The sequence below is a fragment of the Haloferula luteola genome, from assembly GCF_014201715.1.
Classification (GTDB): Bacteria; Verrucomicrobiota; Verrucomicrobiia; order Verrucomicrobiales; family Akkermansiaceae; genus Haloferula; species Haloferula luteola.
In genome coordinates, this window is record NZ_JACHFD010000023.1 from 1 (window position 1) to 18,486 (window position 18,486).

Below are 18,486 nucleotides of genomic sequence, written 5' to 3' on the forward strand. Positions count from 1 at the left end.
TTTGAAACAGGGAAGGTGGAGCGGGGTTCTCAGGGTTGGGGTTGCTGCGATTCGAAACGGGTGCCGAGTTCCCAGACGAAGGCGCACAACTCGCGGGCGACGGCGGTCTTGATCTTGTTGTGGTGCATGGCGCGCTCCAGCGCGTGCTGCGAGGTGGTGACCGATCCCTACGCGCGTGGCTCCGCGTCGCGGGAGCCCTCCAGGATGGCGATGACAGTTTGCTCTTTATGGACATCAAGTCCAAGGTAGAGTGCGCGGTTCGTGTCTGAGTTCGTTTTCATTCGTTGCAATCGATTGATGTTGGATAGGTCCCGTTCACGCGGGACAGCCTACGATTTGAACCAGCCACGACACCACTTTCCCAACCCTCAACCTACGCCAACGGTGCCCGACTGCTTCAAGTCGCAGCCATAGGGTCTTGCCAAAAATTCGATGCGCTACGGCAATACAGCAGACCACTTGAAGCGAGGCGTGATCGTCGGATTGATCATCGGTGCGGTTGGCTATATTTTCAGCGCGCTGATGATCGTGTTCTACGAGAAGCTCCCACCCGAGCGGCTGATTCCATTGACATTCATTATTGTCGTTCCTGCATTAGTAATTGGATTGGCGATAGTACCATCTTTGATGTTCAGTATCCACATTCTCGGAGACTGGGTAGAGCACCGTTTTCTAGAGCGATGGACGATTTCCCGAGCGCGTGCGTCAGATTTCGTCTCGATAATTTCTCCGGCTGGGCTTTTCGCTGCGAAGCTTCAATTCTCAGACGGAACGAAGATGCGGATATTTGGAGCGCATCTTGGAATACTCTCTTCCCTCGACCACTATCTCGAATCCCGAAAAAGCAAGGCAGAACAAGGCGCTGCACCCAAATCCTGACGCGCCCCGTGTCGATTTCTCTTTGTAACATGAACCCTCCAACCGCAGTCGAAACCGGGCTCTCCGTCAGGATCGGGTGAGCTTGGACGTTTGCCAGAAAAATGTCTGAATCTAATTCTAGAAAGAGAATGATCAGTCGATGGAGTAAGGGCGTAGGTATAGCCCTCCGCATTTACGGGGCGGGGATTATGACAAGCCTGGCATTGCTGCCGCTGTATTTCCTGCCTGAGCATTCCGCATGGCCTCTGAGCCTACTAGGTGTGGCATACTTCATCATTGTCGCCCCCTATGCATTCTACCGTGGTCTGGGAGCTTGCGGATTAGCTGTTCGGATACTCGACCAGGGTCCTGTTAACTCTGCCACCAAAAGAAAAAATGAGGAGTTGCGCTGTGAGGCCGAGGCAAGATCCGACAAGGGCGCATAGCGGGGCGCTCGAATGATCTGGAACAATTGGCAGAACAACTCGCCGCGCCGAACCCCTGACCGCCTTGCTGCCATTCGTCATGATCACTACAACCCAAACCCAGAGTCACAGGCTCGTCCCCGTCAGGGGTTCGGTGGCCTGAGACGTTGTGCCCAAAAAAGAGTAACCCGTGAATCGAACCTCACTCCTCGTTTTAGCTGTCGCGTTTCTTGGCGTAATTGGTGCTTCGGCTGCCGAATCCACCGAGGTGCCGAACAGTATTTCTCCAGATGGACGCTTCACTGCGCGGACAGAGCCGTCGGATGACGTTGCTGACGGACGCGATGACCTGCTCCTTTATCAGAAGGAGCCCGATGCCGTATTCGCTCGGTTGCCAATCGCGGGCTACGCCAGCTACCCGCAGGACGCGGAACCAGCGAACTTGCCGATTCTGTGGTCACCCGGCTCAAAGCACTTCGCCCTCATGATCAGCACCACTAAGCGGACTTCGCAACTCAAGTTGTTTTCGGTGGATCAAGGCGTATCGGAGGTGAAGACTCCGGATTTGACTGACTATGCTCTCAAGAACCTCAGGAAGGATTCGATATTCAGATGGTGTCGGGAGACGCCGATTGAATGGATTGACCCGAGGCGACTTCGCGTCAAGGTCACTGGCGATTGCAGTTCCGCTCCTGACGTGAAGCGCTACTCTGGTGAAGTTTCTCTCTCGATTCTAGACGGAGAGATTGTTCAGACGGTTCTGCTCACAACGCACAATGAAGGCTAACAAGGTGTCCAAGCCGCTGGCTCGCAATCACTTACTCCTTAGGTCGGCCCGATTGGCGCCTGACCTGCCACAAGCCCAATCCGCCATGACCATTCAACAGTCGACCCACAGTCGAAGCCTCGCCCCGGGCAGGCATAGGAGGACGTACGGTAAAAAGCGATGACCAAGCCGATTTTCTGGTGGAGCGCATTGTGTTGCTTTGCAGTAGCCTACTGCTCGATTTCGTGTGCGCTCTATCTTTACCGCGCTGGCTTCATCGGAATGTCCGAGCCTCCATGGTGGCACACAACGATCATTACTGGTCCAGCCCTTTTGATTGATGATGTCTGCTCGGTCGTCGAGTCCTTGCCATTTTTCAAGCAATATAGTCGATACGAAAGTTTGGAGAGGTGGGGGCTCTGGCTTTATCTGACTTTGAGTACACTGTCTCTCACGGTATGGGCCGTTGGAGTAGCGTTCCTAAGAGTTTTCAGACGGACCAGAATGAAGGAACGCCGTCGGGATTGAACTCCATGGTTGCTCCGTCGTAAGATGAAAATGGGTGGCTTCAGGATTGAAGTGCGACACTGGACACCACCGGGGGAGATTGGCTCCCAATTCTGGCCGAAGCTTCGCCTCCGCCAGAGGCATCCCGAATTGGGCTCGATGAAGCGGCATGAGGAACCAGAGCGAACAAGAATCGATGAGAAGGCAGCAGGGCCGTGACTGGCCTGGTGGGGCAAACTCCTTGCTGCGATGAAAACCAACTCATCACCCCAACCATCGGACTTGAGCTTGGCGACCGGAAGCATGCCGTCTGCGTGCTCGGAACTGACGTGGAGATCATCAAAGAAAGAAGCATCCCCAACACCCGTCCCTCGCTCGACAAGCTCAGCGAACGATACCATGGCGCGTTGATCGTGTTCGAGGTGGGCATGCACAGCCCCTGGACAAGCCGCCACTTCGAGGGGCTCGGCCACCGGGTGCTGGTTGCCCACCCGCGCAAGGTCCGCTCCACCTGGCAGAACGACCGCAAGTGCGACCGCCGCGACGGCGAAATGCTCGCCTGCCTCACGCGCTGCGACGAGAAGCGGCTTTCGCCGGTCCGCGACGCCACCGAGGATTCCCAGCGCGACCCGTCCGGCGACAGCGACAAGCCGCTGCGCATTTCCAAAGCCGGCGACGCCTACCTGCACAAGCTCCTGATCAGCGCTGCGCAGGACATCCTGGGTCCCTTCGGACCCGACTGTCGGCTCAAGCGCAAGGGCCTCGAACTCGGCGAGCTTGGCGGCCCGGGGGCGAAGAAGAAGCCGGTCGTCGCCGTCGCCCGCAAGCTGGCCGTGCTGCGGCTCACCCTGTAGTACGACGAGGCGGTCTACCGTCCGATGAAACGAGAACGACGAGATGCCGGAACGATCCCGGTGCCAGCGCCAGCACCGGCCACCGACGGATCGCCCCCTCCGACCGGAGGCTTCGCCCCTCCCGTCACCCCGGGGAGCGGGGGGAGACTCGCAAACCTCAACCACATGATGAGATGTTGAGGTGAACCTCAATCCCATGTTGACTGTCTCCTCATGGAAGCCGTGGCAAGCAACCGCGACAAAGTCTCTAGTTCGCTGTGCTCTGGACAGTCCAGGGCACGTCCGCCTACACTCTGAGGTTGGCCTAAGAAATGATGGACTCGACCAACCATAAGCACAAAAACGCTGAAATCTTAGGCAAACGCCGAAGACTTCAGGATGAACGGCTCAAACGAACGGGTCTGAGTAGCGCGGTGACTTCATGCGCTAGTGACTCCAAGTGGCGCCGAATCTTTAGCGACCTGCATGCACAGTTGGAGGATCAGAAGAAGCATTCCGGGAGTCACACTCTGGTCAAGGTTCTCAAGTCGAATGAGCCATTCGAATATCGAGATTTGCTAGCTTCGTGTTTCGAGGAGACTTGCTTTGATGGGATGTCTGGACCTATATACTACCGAGAAATTGAGTGGATCGAGGTCCGAACTGGCGAGGTCATTCTAGAGTTCGGCTGCGAGGTCGATTTTGAGATGAACGACGGACTGGCTCGCATCTACGGCTACAGAACATGAAAAGGCCAACGAGACGGTCGAATAGCCCTGGCGGGTGTGAATGCCGGGGGCCCATAGGCGACGGGCGATGAAGGATGCGGATTTAGGCGGGCCGGCTGGGATTCTGGGGTTCGCGACTCAACGGGCTCTTGGGCACGGATGGAGCCTCTCATGGGGTGGCGCCGAAGGTGGGTTGCCACAGATCATCTTTTCAGGCTCCGGTCCGGGCGGGGAGGTGGCCGGTCGGCGAGGGACGGACTGCCGTAGCGGGTCTCGACGAGGTGAAACATGACCTGGTCGAAGGAGCCGGGTTCGATGAGATCGTCGAAGGACCACCCGAGTCACTGGGTTTGGTGGTATTCGGGCTGAATGAAGCGTGCCATGAGGAGGTCGTGGAAGGTGCCGAATGAATCACCGAGGGGCGAATCAAAGCTGGCGGGAAGAGGTTTTTTTCGACAGGTTCAACAAGCCGAAGGAGGACGACCGCTTTTCAGCGGCCTTGTTGCGTTGCGGTTTTGGTGGTTCCATCCGGCAACGAGAATCGGAGCACCGCCATGATGGTCGGGATCGCCATTTCTCTGACGTTCTGTGAAGAAATTGCATGCGAATCCACGTCCTCAGTGATCTCCACCTTGAGTTTGGGCCAATCGATCTTCCGAAGGTCGAGGCCGATCTTGTGGTGCTTGCCGGAGACGTTCACGTCAAGCTGAACGGGATTCGGTGGATACGAGATCATTTTCCGGAGATCCCTGTGATCTACCTAGCGGGGAATCACGAATACTACGGGGAGAAGCTTCCTCGGTTGCTCGATAAGATTCGGGATGAAGCCGCCGGATCGAACGTCCATCTCCTTGAGAACGAATCCATCGAGATCGGAGGCTTTCGATTCTTCGGCGCTACCCTGTGGACAGACTTGGCGCTTCTCGGCGATCACCACGTTGGCGCGCTGGAAGCACTGCAGATGAACGACTACAAGAGGATTCGGAAGACCCCTTCGTATCGGAAGCTAAGGCCAGTCGATACCCGAGCATTGCATCACGAGACCGTGCGCCACATCGCGAGTTTTTTGGAGGCCGGAGATCCGCGGCGTTCGGTGGTTGTCACCCATCATGCACCTTCGATTCGGTCGCTGCCAGAACGACGCCAGAAGGATGTTATCAGTTGCGCGTATGCCTCACACCTCGACCAGTTTATCGAGGACCATTCTCCATTGCTTTGGATTCACGGCCACATCCACCATTCGCAGGATTACCGGATTGGCAGGACGCGGATTTTGTCCAATCCTCGGGCTTACGTGGATGATCCCAACCCGAGATTCGATCCCGGACTTTTAGTCGACCTCTCTAGGGAACAACAAGAGTTTCATCAGATGCAGCACCCAACCGCCTGACCCGCTCCGAGTCGAATTTTTCCCGTGATTAGAACTCTCAACCCACCGTCAACGCGCGGCTGCCGTCAGGCGGTTGCTTTGCTCTGACGTTTGCCAAAGAAATGATCCGCAAACTCATGGCTGCAATCGCCTGCCTATTCACTGGCGGCAAGGGCGGTGATGATGTCCAACCAGCGTCAGGAAGCGGCGATGCAGGCGATAAGGAAGAATGGGTTCGCGAGCTTGTGTGGCTGCCCGCTGATGCCCCCGAGAATTCTTTCGATTGCGAAGTTCTGGATTGCCGCACAGTCGCGCTAAGGTTCACTGCGGGCACTTTTGATAAGAGCATCGTAGAGTCATTTAATCGTCTTCGAGCAGACGACGGAAAGGGCTGTATCGGCACCCTACCCGAAGACAGTTTCACCGTGGAATCGGACTTGAGATTTCCCTACAACGGAACTCGAGAGGATGGCGTAATATTCTTCGCCAAGAAGATGGAAGATAAGTGGGATTTCTATGCCTACGATTCACTCCTTTACATTCGACGCAGCTGGACAGGCTGCTTACTGCATGTTGTGGAGTTGCGCTACACCGATTCGGAAGTGATTGTAGAGAAGATTCACTCAAATCGACAGAGTGTTTATGGCGATCCTGTCTTCGCTAGAGAACACGTGCGGTTTTTGATCGCCACACACTTCGGAAGCACCCAACTGCCATTCCCGATTCCACCCGGTATTCAGCAGTCCGCAACGAGAGACATCGCGTTGATGGGCTTCAATCGCTACGGTCGCCGGGCGCAATTCGCGCGCCAAATGGAAAAGCATTCGTTGCAATCGTCTGATGCTGGGTAGGTCCCGTTGACGCGGGATCGCCCACGGAAAGAAGCTGACACGACACATCTTTTCCAATCCTCAACCCACTCCTGCGGTGCCCGACTGCTTCAAGTCGCAGCCATAGGGCATCGTCTCAAAACATGACGACAATTTTCGCTGCGATATCAGTGATGGCAGGTTTCTTGATGATTGTCTTGAAGTCGCGACGAAGATTCCCGTGCTTTGTCGGCGGATGCACAGCCATTCTGGTAGGAGGTTTCACCTTGGCGTTACCCTACTTGGATGCAGTCCAGCCCCTTGGATGGCTCTGGTTCTGCGTATGGATCGCGTCATTGCCCGCCTTAGCGGCCTGCGTTGTTTCACTTGTTGTAATGACGATCAAGGATAAGAGTCTTTTTGCGGTGACAGTTCTTGGGGGGATAGCGATGATTTCCAATATTTCCCCAACGCTGGCTTTTATCGAAGCGGCCGGATTTTGAGTGGTGGATGCTGGAGACAAAACCAAAAGCCAACGAGACGGTCGAATAGCCCTGGCGGGTGTGAATGCCGGGGGCCCATAGGCGACGGGCGATGAAGGATGCGGATTTAGGCGGGTCGGCTGGGATTCTGGGGTTCGCGACTCAGCGGGATTTTGGGCACGAATGGAGCCTCTCATGGGGTGGCGCCGAAGGAGGGTTGCCACAGATCATCTTTTCAGGCTCCGGTCCGGGCGGGGAGGTGGCCGGTCGGCGAGGGACGAACTGCCGTAGCGGGTCTCGACGAGGTGAAACATGGCCTGGTCGAAGGAGCCGGGTTCGATGAGATCGTCGAAGGACCACCCGAGTCACTGGGCTTGGTGGTATTCGGGCTGAATGAAGCGTGCCATGAGGAGGTCGTGGAAGGTGCCGAATGAATCACCGAGGGGCGAATCAAAGCTGGCGGGAAGAGGTTTTTTTCGACAGGTTCAACAGGCAGGCACATCCAACGACTTTACCACCCCAAGCAAGCCTCGGGCGACCCGAGGTTGCTCCCAATGGCCTTGAGCGTTTGCTGCGTCACTCATGAACCCCAGCCATAGAGCTTTGATCGCCGCGGCGAGGCCATTGGTTCGACCCATCATTTTGGGTCGTTCCGACCATGATGCTGCTACGGTGGCATCTGCGATCCGGTCCGTCACTGGCCAGATCTACACGGGTGTTTGTATTCACCTTAGTTGCGGACTGGGGTTCTGTGCTGAGCACGCGGCGGCTGCGGAGATGATCAAGGCCGGTGAAACTCAGATCGAATCGATTGTTGCCGTGACGGATGAGGGAGTTCTCACGCCCTGTGGGCGATGCCGTGAGTTTCTAGCCCAGATTGACCCGCGCAATGCCGATGCTCTCGTCCTCCTCGATGAGAGCCGCGCCGTAAGGCTCGTTGAACTTTTACCCCATCACTGGCTTCAGTCATCCCCAACTGCGGATGAGGCGCTGGGTCCCATCGATTGAAGTGGAGGGTCCCGCTTTGACGGTTGGCAGAAAAACTTCTCTATCTACTGAGTCGATGTTCTACGAAATCATTGAGCTGCTACGGGCGCCATTTGAAGCGGCGAAGCGTTCCCATGAGGATTCGACGGTCGGTCCATCGGAGTGGGATCGTCGCAGCATGAGGTTCTGGAAGTGGTTCGCCTGGATCGGAACGGGGGTGGTCGTGGGGATTCCAATGATCGGTTGGATCGGGTGGAAGCTTCTCACCCATTAGAGCGCCTCGCCAAATCCTCTGAAGCACCGAGTCCGGAAGGTCCGCGCCTGCTGTCCACCATGGTTCTCGAATGATCATTCACTGTCGAAGCCGGGGCCCCGGGTATCTGGAAGATGCCGTTCTTTGGGGGGAGACCCCGAGAGGAGGCATCGGAATCCTGACTGCGGCGGAGACGTGCGGCGGATCGGGGGGCGAAGGGGCTCTGAAGATGCGGCTGGCGAAGGGTCTCAAGAAATGAAGGCAGAGATGGAGGATCGCGGTGAATGCATGGGAGGGTGGATATGGAATCGGAACCTCAGGCCGTTTTTGGAGTCTGCTGCGGTTGGAATGGAGGCCAGATTTGAGGATGAAGACTGGGAAGCTGTCCGCTATGGGATGCAAGGGACTTCAGATTTGGAGGAGCGGTGGTTTGATTATCCGCTTCGCGGACAGCGCGAAACCCTGTGCCTTTCGCTCGCCTTGGACGAAGGCGGGGACACCGATATCGTGCTGGTGAAAATCTCCGGTGAGATTGAGGCCGTCGTCGCAACGAGGATCATGACGCTGATCGAAGTCTGTAGCCGCTACGAGGTAGGTGACTTCAGGGTTTGATCAGGCGGCAGAATCAAAAGGGGGGAATGGCAGGTCCCCCCAATTGCGGGAATTGGCGGGTTGTGAGATTCCTGCGAGGTTTGCGCCGAGCCAAGGAAGCTCCAACACACACCTCTTGGTGCCCCCGCACCGAAATTCCCCCAAGGGCCTCGGATCTCTCTTCCCCCGGAGTGGCACGAGGCCCTTCCTTTGATGGGGATTTTCGATTTTTCCGGAGGGATGGTGGCGAGAGGAAGACGATCTGAGGTTCCGGGGGTCCCGTCGCGCTCTTGACCGAGGTTTGAATCTCACTTGAGAATCGGCGGTGGCCATTCCTCAGATCGATTTGACCCAAGGTCGAGTTTTAGGAGGGGGCTGTCTGTTGGCGGCATTGGCTGCGGCGGTGAATGCCGACTTCATGATTCGGGCTGGGATTTCGGTCAGTCATCTCACGGGCGATTTTTCGCGAGTGACCATTGAAGTGGCTCGCCATGAGGTTCATTGGGGGAGTTCGGTGATGGTATTGGTGGTGTCGATTGGGGGCTTTGTGGCGGGTGCGGCGATGTCGGGGTATTTCATTCATCATCCTCGGGTCGATGCCCATCGGCCTTATGGGAGAGCTATTCTGGGAATCGGTGGAGTGCTGTTGCTCGCTCAGGCGATCTTCGAGAGGTTCCCTATCGGGGCCTGCTTTCTCGCGGCGGGGGCCTGCGGTTTTCAGAATGCCCTGGCGACCCGCTACCGAGGTCTGATTCTTCGGACCACTCACCTCACTGGATTGCTGACCGATCTTGGTCACTTGGTGGGGATGCGGTTGAGAGGTTGCCAGGTGGAGCTTTGGAAAATCACGACTCCTCTGTGGTTGGCGGTATCCTTTGCTTTTGGAGCGAGCGTTGCGGCTTGGTTGCGAATCGGTTTCGGCGCACCGGTTCTGGGTGGATGCGGGGTGGCATATGCGGTCGGAGGCCTGACGTGGTCGATTTGCAAGAGATGGCCTCAATCCCGGCGGTGAGAATGTGTGATGGGTCGCCTCGAAATCAGAGGTCTTCACGAGAACTTAAGAATGGATGGGGTATGGGTAGGTCCGCACCGCATGTGGTCAGCGGCTCCCCCCTGCTGACGCAACCCGGGTCCCTGCTCTCGCATCTCGGAACACCCCCCTCGTTTCCGAAGAGATGAGAGCAGGGGCCTCTGGGGTCGCTTGGGAGTTTTCTCAGTCGAGAGGAAGGGCATCGGACGAGCTTCAAAAGCGGGAGTTGCGAGGATCCTTGTTTGGCGGTTTTTTAGGATCAATCGAGAGGTGGGAGAATGAGAGAGTTGGTCTATCAAGGTAAGGGGAAAGTGGATTGGCGGGAGGTTCCGATGCCGGAACTGCGAGCTCCGGACGATGCCCTGGTGCGACCGCTGGCAGCTTCGCGTTGCGACGGGGATTGTGCCTATTTGCACTACCCGCTTCCCGGGATTCTCAAGGCGGGAAACGCTCTGCATGTTTTCGATCCAGCCTCGCGAGATTTCGCAGCCACTCCGTTTGCGATCGGGCACGAATGCGTGGGTGAGATCGTGGCTTTGGGTGACGGGGTGAAGGGCTTTGCTGTCGGGGAAAGAGTGATTGTCCCTTGGTCGATTTCTTGTGGAAGCTGCGAGAATTGTCGGCTGGGGCTGACTTCGAAATGTCGTGGGGTGCATCCCGGCCGGGTTTTGTCAGGATATGGTTTCGGGGAATGCCTTGGAGGATTTGGAGGGATGGTCAGCGATCTCATTCGAGTTCCCCATGCCATGGGAACGCTTGTGGCGGCTCCCGAGGGGATCGATTCGACGGTTCTTGCTCCAGCGAGCGACAATATTCCAGATGCCTGGAGGACGGTGGCCCCGATGCTGGCAAAGTATCCTGGCGCTCCGGTTTTGGTGGTGGGGGGCGGGGCGAAGAGTATTGGGCTTTATGCTGTCGGCATCGCGAAAGCCTTGGGGGCTTCAAACATCGACTATCTCGACGACTGCCGGGTGCGGTTGGGGATTGCGGAGCGATTGGGAGGACAGCCAGTTGTTCTCGATAAGCGGAGCCGTTGGTACCGGTCGGGGCAACCTCCGGGAAAGATCAGGCCGTTGATCACGGTGGATGCGAGCGCCCAAATTTCCGGGCTTCAGTATGCGATCCGGGTGCTGGCCCCAGGAGGTCATTGCACCTGCGTGGGATTTCACTTTTTGAAAGGAACTCCGGTGCCGCTTTTTCAAATGTATCTGAATAGTTCGACGCTTCATGTCGGCGTTTCTCATCCTCGTGCGGTTTTGCCCGAGGTGCTGGATCTGATCCGTCGAGGATCCTTCCATCCGGAATGGGTCAGCACGCTTATCGCCGATTGGGAAGAGGCCCCTCAGGCCTATTTGGAGAAGACGACGAAGTTGGTTCTCCGGCGTGATTCGTGTGTGGGGGGATAAGAGTGTAAGAGTTCCCCTGCGGATTCGCTTCTCAAGCGGTGGGGGTTTTCATCTCCGGGGGAGACGGGAGGCCGTGGTTCGCGGTGAATGTTGGGGGTCAGGCTCTGGGACGGGTGATGACTCCGTATTTGGGACTGAAGAGCCACGCCAACAGGAAGAGAAGTCCGAGGACCATGACGATGACGGGACCGGGGGCCAGATTGGTGATGCCTGCGAGGAGGACACCCGCCACGGCTCCGACGGCACCGAGAATTCCTCCGCCCCAGAAGAGGAGAGGAGTGCGATCCGATAGGAGGGAAACCGTCGCTGCGGGAGCAACGAGGAGTCCTACGGAAAGGACGCAACCGACCGCTTGGAGGGAGGCTACAAGGGAGAGCGCGAGCAGGCCAAAGGTGAGGTACTGCATCGTTCGTACGGGAACGCCCTGGGCTGCTGCGACGTTTGGTTCAAACAAAGTGAGCAACATGGGACGGAAAAGCAGATTGGCCGTGACGAGCATGAAGCCACCGATTCCGAGGGCGGTCCAGAGGTCGACAGTGCCGACGGCGAGGATGTCTCCGAACAACCAATGTTCGAGCTCTTGGCGGGTTTCGAGTCGGGGCAAGATGGCGACTCCGGCGGCAAAGGCGGTCGTGTAGATGACGGCGAGGGCGGTGCCTTGGGAAATTCGATTTCCGCGGGCGACGGCGACGGAACCGAGTCCGACGATCAAGGCGGCGAAGAGTGCTCCAAGAAAGGCGCTGGCTTGGGTGAGAGCACCCGCGACGACGATCCCCAAGGTGATGCCGGGCAGCATGGTGTGGGAGAGGGCGCTGACGGAGAGCGCGTGTTTCCGCAGCACGACAAAGCCGCTGAAAAACCCGTTGGCGAAGCCGATGACGAGAGCGGCGGCGAGGGCGCGTTGGAAGAACGGGCTATGGAGGAGTTCGTTCATTTCGCGGAAACGGGCGGGGTCTCGTTGAAAGTGAGAGCAAGATTTTCCGGAGTGAGAACCTCGGTGGTGGGACCGAAGGCGATGGGCTGGGTGGCGAGCAGCAAGGCTTCGTCGAAAAGCGGCACGACGGTGTTGAGGTCGTGATGAGAGGCGATGATGAGGCGGCCTTCGCGGGCGAGCTCACCCAGGGTTTCTCCCAATTGGAAGGATGCGCGGCGATCCAGACCGGTGAAGGGTTCGTCGAGAAGCAGGACGTGAGCTTCCTGTGCGATCGAGCGAGCGAGGAAGGCCCGTTGTTGTTGGCCGCCGGAGAGTTCTCGGATTTGGCGATCGGCGAGGTCGAGAAGATCCAGGGTCGCCAAGGCTTGCTCGACGGCTTGATGATCATTGTCGGAAAACCGGCCCCACATGCCCGTTTGGGGGTAGCGACCCATTTCGACGAGCCCGCGCACGGTGATGGGAAAGGACCAGTCGACTTCCTCGCGTTGAGGGAGGTAGGCGAATTCCCGGGACCAACGGCGGACGGCACTGCCACGCCAGCGGATGGTGCCGGTGGTGCGCGGGACGAGTCCGGCGATCGCTTTGATCAGGGTGGATTTGCCGGCGCCATTGGGGCCGATCAGGGCTACCCGATTGCCGCAGGAGGTGGCCAAGCTGACATGATCCAGTGCGGTGAGGCGGCGGTAGCGCACGCCTACATCGTCGACGACTAACTCGTGATGGTGGTCGTGGTGTTGGCAGCAATCATGGTGAGCGGAATCCATGGTCAGTGCAAATGAGGTTCCCAGACGTCTTCGAGATCGCCGACGGCGTCGAAGGTGTGACTGCGCGTGGCTGAGCCGGGAGGCTCGAGGCGGAGCTTGGCGAAGCGGGGGGTGGCATCGGCTTCCACCCAGAGGATGGTGAGGAAAATGGTGGGATGTTCGCCCGTGGCGAGAAGGTGTCCGGAGAGGAGTGGGCCGGCAGGAGTGAAGGTCTGAGTCTCGCCGTTGGACTCGATCACGACTTCCCGTGCGGCGGCGGAGAGGGTGAGCTCGAAGGGAATGCTCTGCGCTTTAGCGGGCGAGGTTGTCGCCGCAGGGGAGAAACTGGGCGCGACGGGAGTGCGGGGCCGGGTCAGGGTGTGGACTCCTGCCGCCGCCAGCACGAGGCCAAGGACGAGGAAGAGAGTGCGGAAGATCGGTGAACCACGCATGAGCAGCCGGCGGGAATGAAAGGCCGCGAGGATGTAGATGCAAGAGGATTGCGTTTTCTTTCGGTGGGCAAGGTCGGTCGAGTCGACCTGTTTCCTCTCTTGGGATGGTGGGCAGATGGGGTGGGCACGGGCTGCTCAATGAGCGGTGCTTTCGGTGCAGGCCTGAAGAAGGAGGGAGACTTTTTCGAAATCTTTGACTCCGGGAGAGGACTCGGCGCCGGAGGCAATGTCGAGGGCGCAGGGGCGGACCGTGCGAATGGCTTCGGCGGCGTTGGACGGGACGATGCCGCCAGCGAGCAGAATTGAAAGCTGAGGATGCTGGTGGATGAACGTTCCTGCCGCCGTCCAGTTGATGGTTTGTCCGGTGCCGCCGTAGATCCCGGGTGCGTGGGCATCCAAGAGCAGGGCCGCCATGAGCTCGCACTCGTGCGGTGCGACCTCGAAGGAGGCGGAGGCAGAGGATAGCGCGCGGATGACAGGGACGCCGGCCGCGGCGAGCGTTTCGAGGTCGGAGACAGGTTCATCCCCATGCAACTGGACGGCATCGAGCCAGCCTTTTTCCATGAGTTGGCGGGGAAGTTCGGTGCCGGCATTGACGAAGACCCCGACGCGCAGGATGCGACCTGCGAGGGGTTCCAGAAATGCAGCAGCGGAGGGATCGAGGAAGCGCTTCGATTTAGGCCAGAAGTTGACTCCGAGGGCATCGACGCCGAGTTCGGCGAGTCTTTCGGCGTCGCTGGCCCGGGTCACTCCGCAGATTTTCAGCGAGCAGGTGGCGGGATCGAGAAAGGAGGCGAGCACGAGGGAAGGATGGTTGGGAAGGGAAAGGGGTGCACTCGGGAAATCGAGTATCAGAGCATTTCGCGGGCTTGGTCTTCGGTGATGACTTGAACGCCGAGTTTTTCTGCCTTGTCGCGTTTCGATCCTCCGCCCTCGCCTGCGAGGAGGTAGTCGGTGTTTTTGGAAATGCTACCGCTGACTTTGGCTCCCTTGCTTTCGAGCTGCCGCTTCATTTCGTCGCGTCCGATGCTGAGAGTTCCGGTGAGGACGAAGGTTTTGCCGGCGAGGGGCAAGGTATCGAGGTCGGCCTCGCCGGGTTTGGGCAGAAAGTTGCTGGAGCGAGGATCGAGTTGCAGGGCTTCCATGCGCTCAAGGACATGCTGTCCGGCATCGGATTCGAAGAAGGTGAGCACGCTCTCCGCGACGGCTCCGCCGACATCGGCCGAAACCTGATAGGGGAGGAGGACTTCGTTCTTCTTTTTGGCGTCGGCGCGGTTGTCATCGCGCAGAGCGCGGAGGACTTCCGAGTGGGCGAGATCGGGCAATTGTTCATGGAGCCGAGCGAGTTCCTTGGAGGCGGATTCTCCGACTTGTCGGATACCCATGGCGAAGAGCCAGCGATCGAGGGGCTTGATGCGGGCACGCTCGAGCGACTCCACGACCTTGGTCGCGTTTTTTTCTCCGAAGCGTCGAGGTTCCTCGTCGGTTCCGAGATTAAGGGTGGCGAGCTGTTCGTGGGACAGGGTGAAGAGATCAAGCGGCGTGGTGCAATGGCCGCGCGAGACGAGAGCTTCCGCGACGGTTTCGCCGACGCCCTCAATATCGAGGGCTTTGCGGGAGGCGAACTGCTTGATCTTGGAAACGGCCTGAGCCGGACATTCGAAGTTTCCACAGCGCCAAGCGACGAAGCCTTCCTCACGGGCGATGGGTCCACCGCAGGACGGGCATTTTCCTCCAACATGGTCGAAGAGGGAGAAGGGTTGGGTGCCGTGGGGTCGCTTTTCGAGGATGACTTTGACGACTGCGGGGATGATTTCGCCGGCCTTTTCAATGAGTACCGTGTCGTGAATCCGGACGTCTTTGCGTTGAATTTCCTCTTCGTTGTGGAGAGTCGCCCTCGAAACGGTAGTGCCGGAGACCAGCACCGGTTCGAGTTCGGCCACTGGGGTGAGGACACCGGTTCGACCGACCTGGATGGTGATGGCATTGAGGACGGTTTCCTTCTGTTCGGGTCTGAACTTGTAGGCAGCGGCCCAGCGGGGTGCTCGAGAGCGAAAGCCGAGCTGTCGGCGCTCTTGGTAGCTGGAGACTTTCACGACGGCGCCATCGGTGCCGTAGGCGAGGTGGTGGCGCTCGTGGTTGAGCTGCTCGATTGCGACCAAAAGCTGATCCAGAGAGGTGACGTGAAGAAGGGGTTGATTGCGAGGAATCGACAACTGGGAGAGGAGGGCCGAAAAGTCATCTTCGGTGGTCAATTCGGGGCCTTCGTAGGCTCCGATGCCGTGGGCGAGGAATTCGAGCGGCCGATCGGCGACTTTTTTGGGATCCAGCTGCTTCAGGGTACCCGCGGTGGCGTTTCGAGGGTTGGCAAAGGTGGGCAATCCCTGTTCGTCGCGCTCGGCGTTCATGGCCGCGAAGGCTTCGTTCGGCATGAAAATTTCGCCTCGCACTTCTAGCAGGCTCGGGGCTGTCCCGGAGAGATGAAGGGGCACGCTGCGAATGGTGCGGACGTTGTGGGTGATGTCGTCCCCGGTTTCGCCGTCGCCGCGGGTCGCGGCGTAGGCGAGCACTCCTTCACGATAGACCAGGGAAACGGCGACGCCATCGATCTTGGGCTCAACGGTGACGTCGATATTTTCGCGATCGAGATTCTTTTGAAGGCGTTGATAGAAAGCGATCAGCTCGGCAGCCGGAGAGTCGGTGGTGGCGGGGTCGAGCTCGAAGACATCGTCGATGGAGAGCATGGGAACGAGGTGTTTCACCTGAGTGAATCCTTCGATGGGTTGGCCGCCGACGCGTTGGGTCGGGGAATTGGGATCGGCATATTCCGGGTGCTGTGATTCCAAGGTTTCGAGTTCACGAAACAGCCGGTCGTAGTCGGAGTCTGAGATCTTGGGTGCCGCTTGAAGGTAGTAGAGATCGTCGTGGTGGCGGATCTCCTTCCGCAGCTGGGCGATGCGGAGTTCTGGGGGGGATGGTTCAGCTTGGGAAAAGAGGTCGTCCATGGCGGCGGGGCATTTTTACCCACGATCGGTAGGGATGGGGCGAGAAATCTTCGTGGGATTCCCCGTGGAGGCGATTCTGGTGATTCAAGACCGCCCCCGGGGTTGACCCCGGCGTTTTTCCGCCGGAATACTCCGTGCAGCCAAGACTCTCAGACCTCATGGAAAACGTCATCATCATCGGAACCGGATGCGCGGGCTACACCTCCGCCATCTACACGGCACGCGCGAATCTCTCGCCTCTCATGCTCACTGGAACGCAGCCGGGTGGTCAGTTGACGACGACGACGGAGGTGGAGAACTTTCCGGGTTTCCCTGAGGGAATCATGGGACCGCAGTTGATGATGAACATGCAGCAACAAGCGGAGAAGTTCGGTGCACGCATCGAGTTTGCCAAGGTGGAGTCGATCACCAAGACGGAGGCGGGTCACTTCGAAGTGAAGACCGGGGAAAAGACGCTCGAAGCGAAAACGGTGATTGTGGCCACGGGCGCGGCACCTCGGCACTTGGGCATCGAAGGAGAAATGGGATTGATCGGTCACGGCCTGACCTCGTGCGCGACCTGCGACGGTGCGTTTTATCGCGATGTCCCGGTCTGCGTGATCGGTGGTGGCGACAGTGCCTGCGAAGAGGCTGATTTCCTGACTCGATTCGCCAGCAAGGTGTATTTGATTCACCGTCGGGATGAGCTTCGTGCGTCGAAAATCATGGCCGAGCGGGCTTTGGACAATCCGAAGATTGAGCCAGTTTGGAACAGCACCATTTCCCAGTATCTGACGGATGAGTCGGGTGAAATGCGTGCGGTGATGCTGCAAAGCACGGTGGATGGCAGCGAGAAGGAACTGGAAGTGAAGTGCGTGTTCGTGGCGATCGGGCACGTTCCGAACAGCCAGTTCCTGGGCGACCTCGTCGATCTGGATGAGAACGGCTACATCCTGCAGAACCCGGGGCGAACCACGACCAAAACGGCGGGTTTGTTTGCGGCGGGTGACGTGGCGGATCACTTCTACCGGCAGGCGATTACGGCGGCAGGCCAAGGCTGTGCAGCAGCCTTGGAAGCGGAGCGTTTCCTCGCGGGTCACTAAACGGTTTTGATCCTGCCCCATTTGTCGCTTGCGTGGAGGCGCTGGGGCGGGCATACATCCGCGCACCCCAAGGGCGGCTTGGCGGAATTGGTAGACGCGCTCGACTCAAAATCGAGTTCTTCGGAGTGTGGGTTCGAGTCCCACAGCCGCTATTTTTCTTGGGTTCGGTGCACTCGGCGAGTGAAGCCGTCCAGCGGAGGGTTTCAGGAGATTCTGAAAGAGGTTGGAGAGGGGAGGACCCACCAAGGGAGCTGACTCTGAGGTGAGCATGCGCTTTTTGATGCGTTTGGTTTTCGAAGCGGGAGGTGGGAAAGCGGATACGCCCCGGCAGCTTTTCATCAGAAGATTGGGATTTCCGCCGAGTGGGAGATTCGTTAAGCTCTGGGGAATGGGTTTCGTGGGAGTGATTTTTCTGATGGTCGCGTTGTTGCTGATCGGGGTGGGTTTGGCGTTGGGATTGATGGTGGGTGGAATGATCGCCCTGCTGATGGCTACGGGGATGGTGACGTCGTCTTTGTGGGTGGGATGGAAAAGTGGGCGACCGGCGGCTGCGGTCCGGGCGATGGCGTTGCAGGTGGGGGCCGCGGTCGGCGGGGGGGTGGGAGGAATCCTTGGATGGGCGATGGCGCTGAATGGGGAAGAGACGATTTCTCCAGGGTGGGGATGGGGTGCGGGAGCCATGGCCGGACTGGGGGTGGGAATCGGCATGGCCTGGGCGCTGATCACCGTGGCTGGCAGACTCCTTCAGCGGCGGAGAATGGCCGGAGTGATCAACCCTGAAGTTGGCGACCGATACGCCGGGCGATCACCGCGGAATGAACGGTAGCGGTGAGGAGTGATGAAAACACAATGGCCCCGCCGATGCTCGCATAGGTGATGGAAGCATCTTGCCATGCATTCTGAAAAATTCGGCCAAAGAGGCCGACCCCCAGGATGGGAAGTGCCGCGAGGAGCAGGGCCTTCCCTCCGTGATGGTTGATGGCAAACCAAGCTTCGGGGGAGCGATAGGAAGCTGCAAAGCGAACTCCGTAGAAGGAATTCATCGGAATCTTCCGAAAGAAAAGAGGGAGGCTGAGTGCGCAGATGAGGAATCCCGTGCCGAGATAGATTGAGGAAAAGTCGGCCATCTTCATCAGCAGCATGGTTTCAGAATTCGAGGCACCCATCAAGTTCGGGAAAAAGGGAGTTCCTCCAATTGAGGGGATTTTCAGGAATAGGAAATCCAT

At 58.4% G+C, this 18,486-nt stretch carries 21 protein-coding genes and 1 tRNA gene; 16 read left to right on the top strand and 6 right to left on the bottom strand.

Translation table 11 applies throughout. From position 1 onward, the window contains the following. Positions 1-432: 432 nt before the first annotated feature. The 13 genes from HNR46_RS16940 to HNR46_RS16995 all read left to right on the top strand — a co-directional run bounded on the left by HNR46_RS16940 (position 433) and on the right by HNR46_RS16995 (position 11,044). The gene (locus HNR46_RS16940; RefSeq protein ID WP_184020934.1) at positions 433-879 is read left to right on the top strand and encodes a hypothetical protein; all 447 of its coding nucleotides are present in this window, start codon (positions 433-435) and stop codon (positions 877-879) included. A 594-nt stretch (positions 880-1,473) separates the two neighbouring features. After that, complete coding sequence (locus tag HNR46_RS16945) at positions 1,474-2,070, top strand: hypothetical protein (protein ID WP_184020937.1); 597 nt, start codon at positions 1,474-1,476, stop codon at positions 2,068-2,070. Between the two features lie 701 nt (positions 2,071-2,771). After that, positions 2,772-3,410 (top strand): IS110 family transposase, encoded by a 639-nt coding sequence (locus HNR46_RS16950; protein WP_184020940.1) that lies wholly within the window; start codon positions 2,772-2,774, stop codon positions 3,408-3,410. A 593-nt stretch (positions 3,411-4,003) separates the two neighbouring features. Beyond that, on the top strand, positions 4,004-4,138 hold the full coding sequence (locus HNR46_RS21250; RefSeq protein ID WP_281375602.1) for a hypothetical protein: 135 nt from the start codon (positions 4,004-4,006) through the stop codon (positions 4,136-4,138). A 260-nt stretch (positions 4,139-4,398) separates the two neighbouring features. Beyond that, positions 4,399-4,527 (top strand): hypothetical protein, encoded by a 129-nt coding sequence (locus tag HNR46_RS21255; protein WP_281375603.1) that lies wholly within the window; start codon positions 4,399-4,401, stop codon positions 4,525-4,527. Positions 4,528-4,718: 191 nt separating this feature from the next. Then, complete coding sequence (locus HNR46_RS16960; protein WP_184020946.1) at positions 4,719-5,507, top strand: metallophosphoesterase; 789 nt, start codon at positions 4,719-4,721, stop codon at positions 5,505-5,507. Positions 5,508-5,608: 101 nt separating this feature from the next. Continuing rightward, positions 5,609-6,337 carry a hypothetical protein gene (locus HNR46_RS16965; protein WP_184020950.1) on the top strand — a complete coding sequence of 243 codons (729 nt, stop codon included), beginning with the start codon at positions 5,609-5,611 and terminating at the stop codon, positions 6,335-6,337. 122 nt (positions 6,338-6,459) lie between these two features. Continuing rightward, positions 6,460-6,798, top strand: coding sequence for a hypothetical protein (locus HNR46_RS16970; protein WP_184020952.1), 339 nt, complete (start codon positions 6,460-6,462; stop codon positions 6,796-6,798). A gap of 561 nt (positions 6,799-7,359) precedes the next feature. Then, a complete protein-coding gene (locus HNR46_RS16975; RefSeq protein ID WP_184020955.1) occupies positions 7,360-7,785 on the top strand; it encodes a cytidine deaminase family protein in 426 nt (141 codons plus the stop codon). Between the two features lie 55 nt (positions 7,786-7,840). Continuing rightward, a complete protein-coding gene (locus HNR46_RS16980; RefSeq protein ID WP_184020958.1) occupies positions 7,841-8,038 on the top strand; it encodes a hypothetical protein in 198 nt (65 codons plus the stop codon). Between the two features lie 327 nt (positions 8,039-8,365). Then, entirely contained in the window at positions 8,366-8,629 is a 264-nt protein-coding gene (locus tag HNR46_RS16985) for a hypothetical protein (protein ID WP_184020961.1), read from the top strand. A gap of 304 nt (positions 8,630-8,933) precedes the next feature. Next, the gene (locus HNR46_RS16990) at positions 8,934-9,620 is read left to right on the top strand and encodes a DUF1275 family protein (protein ID WP_184020963.1); all 687 of its coding nucleotides are present in this window, start codon (positions 8,934-8,936) and stop codon (positions 9,618-9,620) included. Positions 9,621-9,916: 296 nt separating this feature from the next. Next, positions 9,917-11,044, top strand: a complete 1,128-nt coding sequence (locus HNR46_RS16995; RefSeq protein WP_184020965.1) for a zinc-dependent alcohol dehydrogenase — start codon at positions 9,917-9,919, stop codon at positions 11,042-11,044. A 97-nt stretch (positions 11,045-11,141) separates the two neighbouring features. Here the strand turns inward: HNR46_RS16995 and HNR46_RS17000 are convergent, their stop codons facing one another. From HNR46_RS17000 to ligA, 5 genes are all read right to left on the bottom strand, one after another. Beyond that, positions 11,142-11,978: a metal ABC transporter permease gene (locus HNR46_RS17000; RefSeq protein WP_184020967.1), complete on the bottom strand. Its 837-nt coding sequence runs from the start codon at positions 11,976-11,978 to the stop codon at positions 11,142-11,144. Beyond that, entirely contained in the window at positions 11,975-12,742 is a 768-nt protein-coding gene (locus HNR46_RS17005) for a metal ABC transporter ATP-binding protein (protein ID WP_184020969.1), read from the bottom strand. The genes HNR46_RS17000 and HNR46_RS17005 overlap by 4 nt, the downstream gene beginning before the upstream one ends. 2 nt (positions 12,743-12,744) lie before the next feature. Further along, entirely contained in the window at positions 12,745-13,173 is a 429-nt protein-coding gene (locus tag HNR46_RS17010) for a hypothetical protein (protein ID WP_184020972.1), read from the bottom strand. A gap of 135 nt (positions 13,174-13,308) precedes the next feature. Continuing rightward, a complete protein-coding gene (locus tag HNR46_RS17015) occupies positions 13,309-13,974 on the bottom strand; it encodes a phosphoribosylanthranilate isomerase (RefSeq protein WP_184020974.1) in 666 nt (221 codons plus the stop codon). A 50-nt stretch (positions 13,975-14,024) separates the two neighbouring features. Further along, the gene (ligA, locus tag HNR46_RS17020; RefSeq protein WP_184020976.1) at positions 14,025-16,178 is read right to left on the bottom strand and encodes an NAD-dependent DNA ligase LigA; all 2,154 of its coding nucleotides are present in this window, start codon (positions 16,176-16,178) and stop codon (positions 14,025-14,027) included. A 158-nt stretch (positions 16,179-16,336) separates the two neighbouring features. Between ligA and trxB the strand changes: the two genes are divergently transcribed. From trxB to HNR46_RS17035, 3 genes are all read left to right on the top strand, one after another. Beyond that, positions 16,337-17,260, top strand: coding sequence for a thioredoxin-disulfide reductase (gene trxB, locus HNR46_RS17025; RefSeq protein WP_184020978.1), 924 nt, complete (start codon positions 16,337-16,339; stop codon positions 17,258-17,260). A gap of 72 nt (positions 17,261-17,332) precedes the next feature. After that, positions 17,333-17,412 (top strand) — tRNA-Leu (locus tag HNR46_RS17030). Positions 17,413-17,648: 236 nt separating this feature from the next. Further along, on the top strand, positions 17,649-18,086 hold the full coding sequence (locus tag HNR46_RS17035) for a hypothetical protein (protein WP_221285240.1): 438 nt from the start codon (positions 17,649-17,651) through the stop codon (positions 18,084-18,086). On the opposite strand, the gene HNR46_RS17040 is transcribed toward HNR46_RS17035, so the two are convergent. Next, the gene (locus tag HNR46_RS17040) at positions 18,031-18,486 is read right to left on the bottom strand and encodes an SdpI family protein (RefSeq protein ID WP_221285241.1); all 456 of its coding nucleotides are present in this window, start codon (positions 18,484-18,486) and stop codon (positions 18,031-18,033) included. The genes HNR46_RS17035 and HNR46_RS17040 overlap by 56 nt on opposite strands.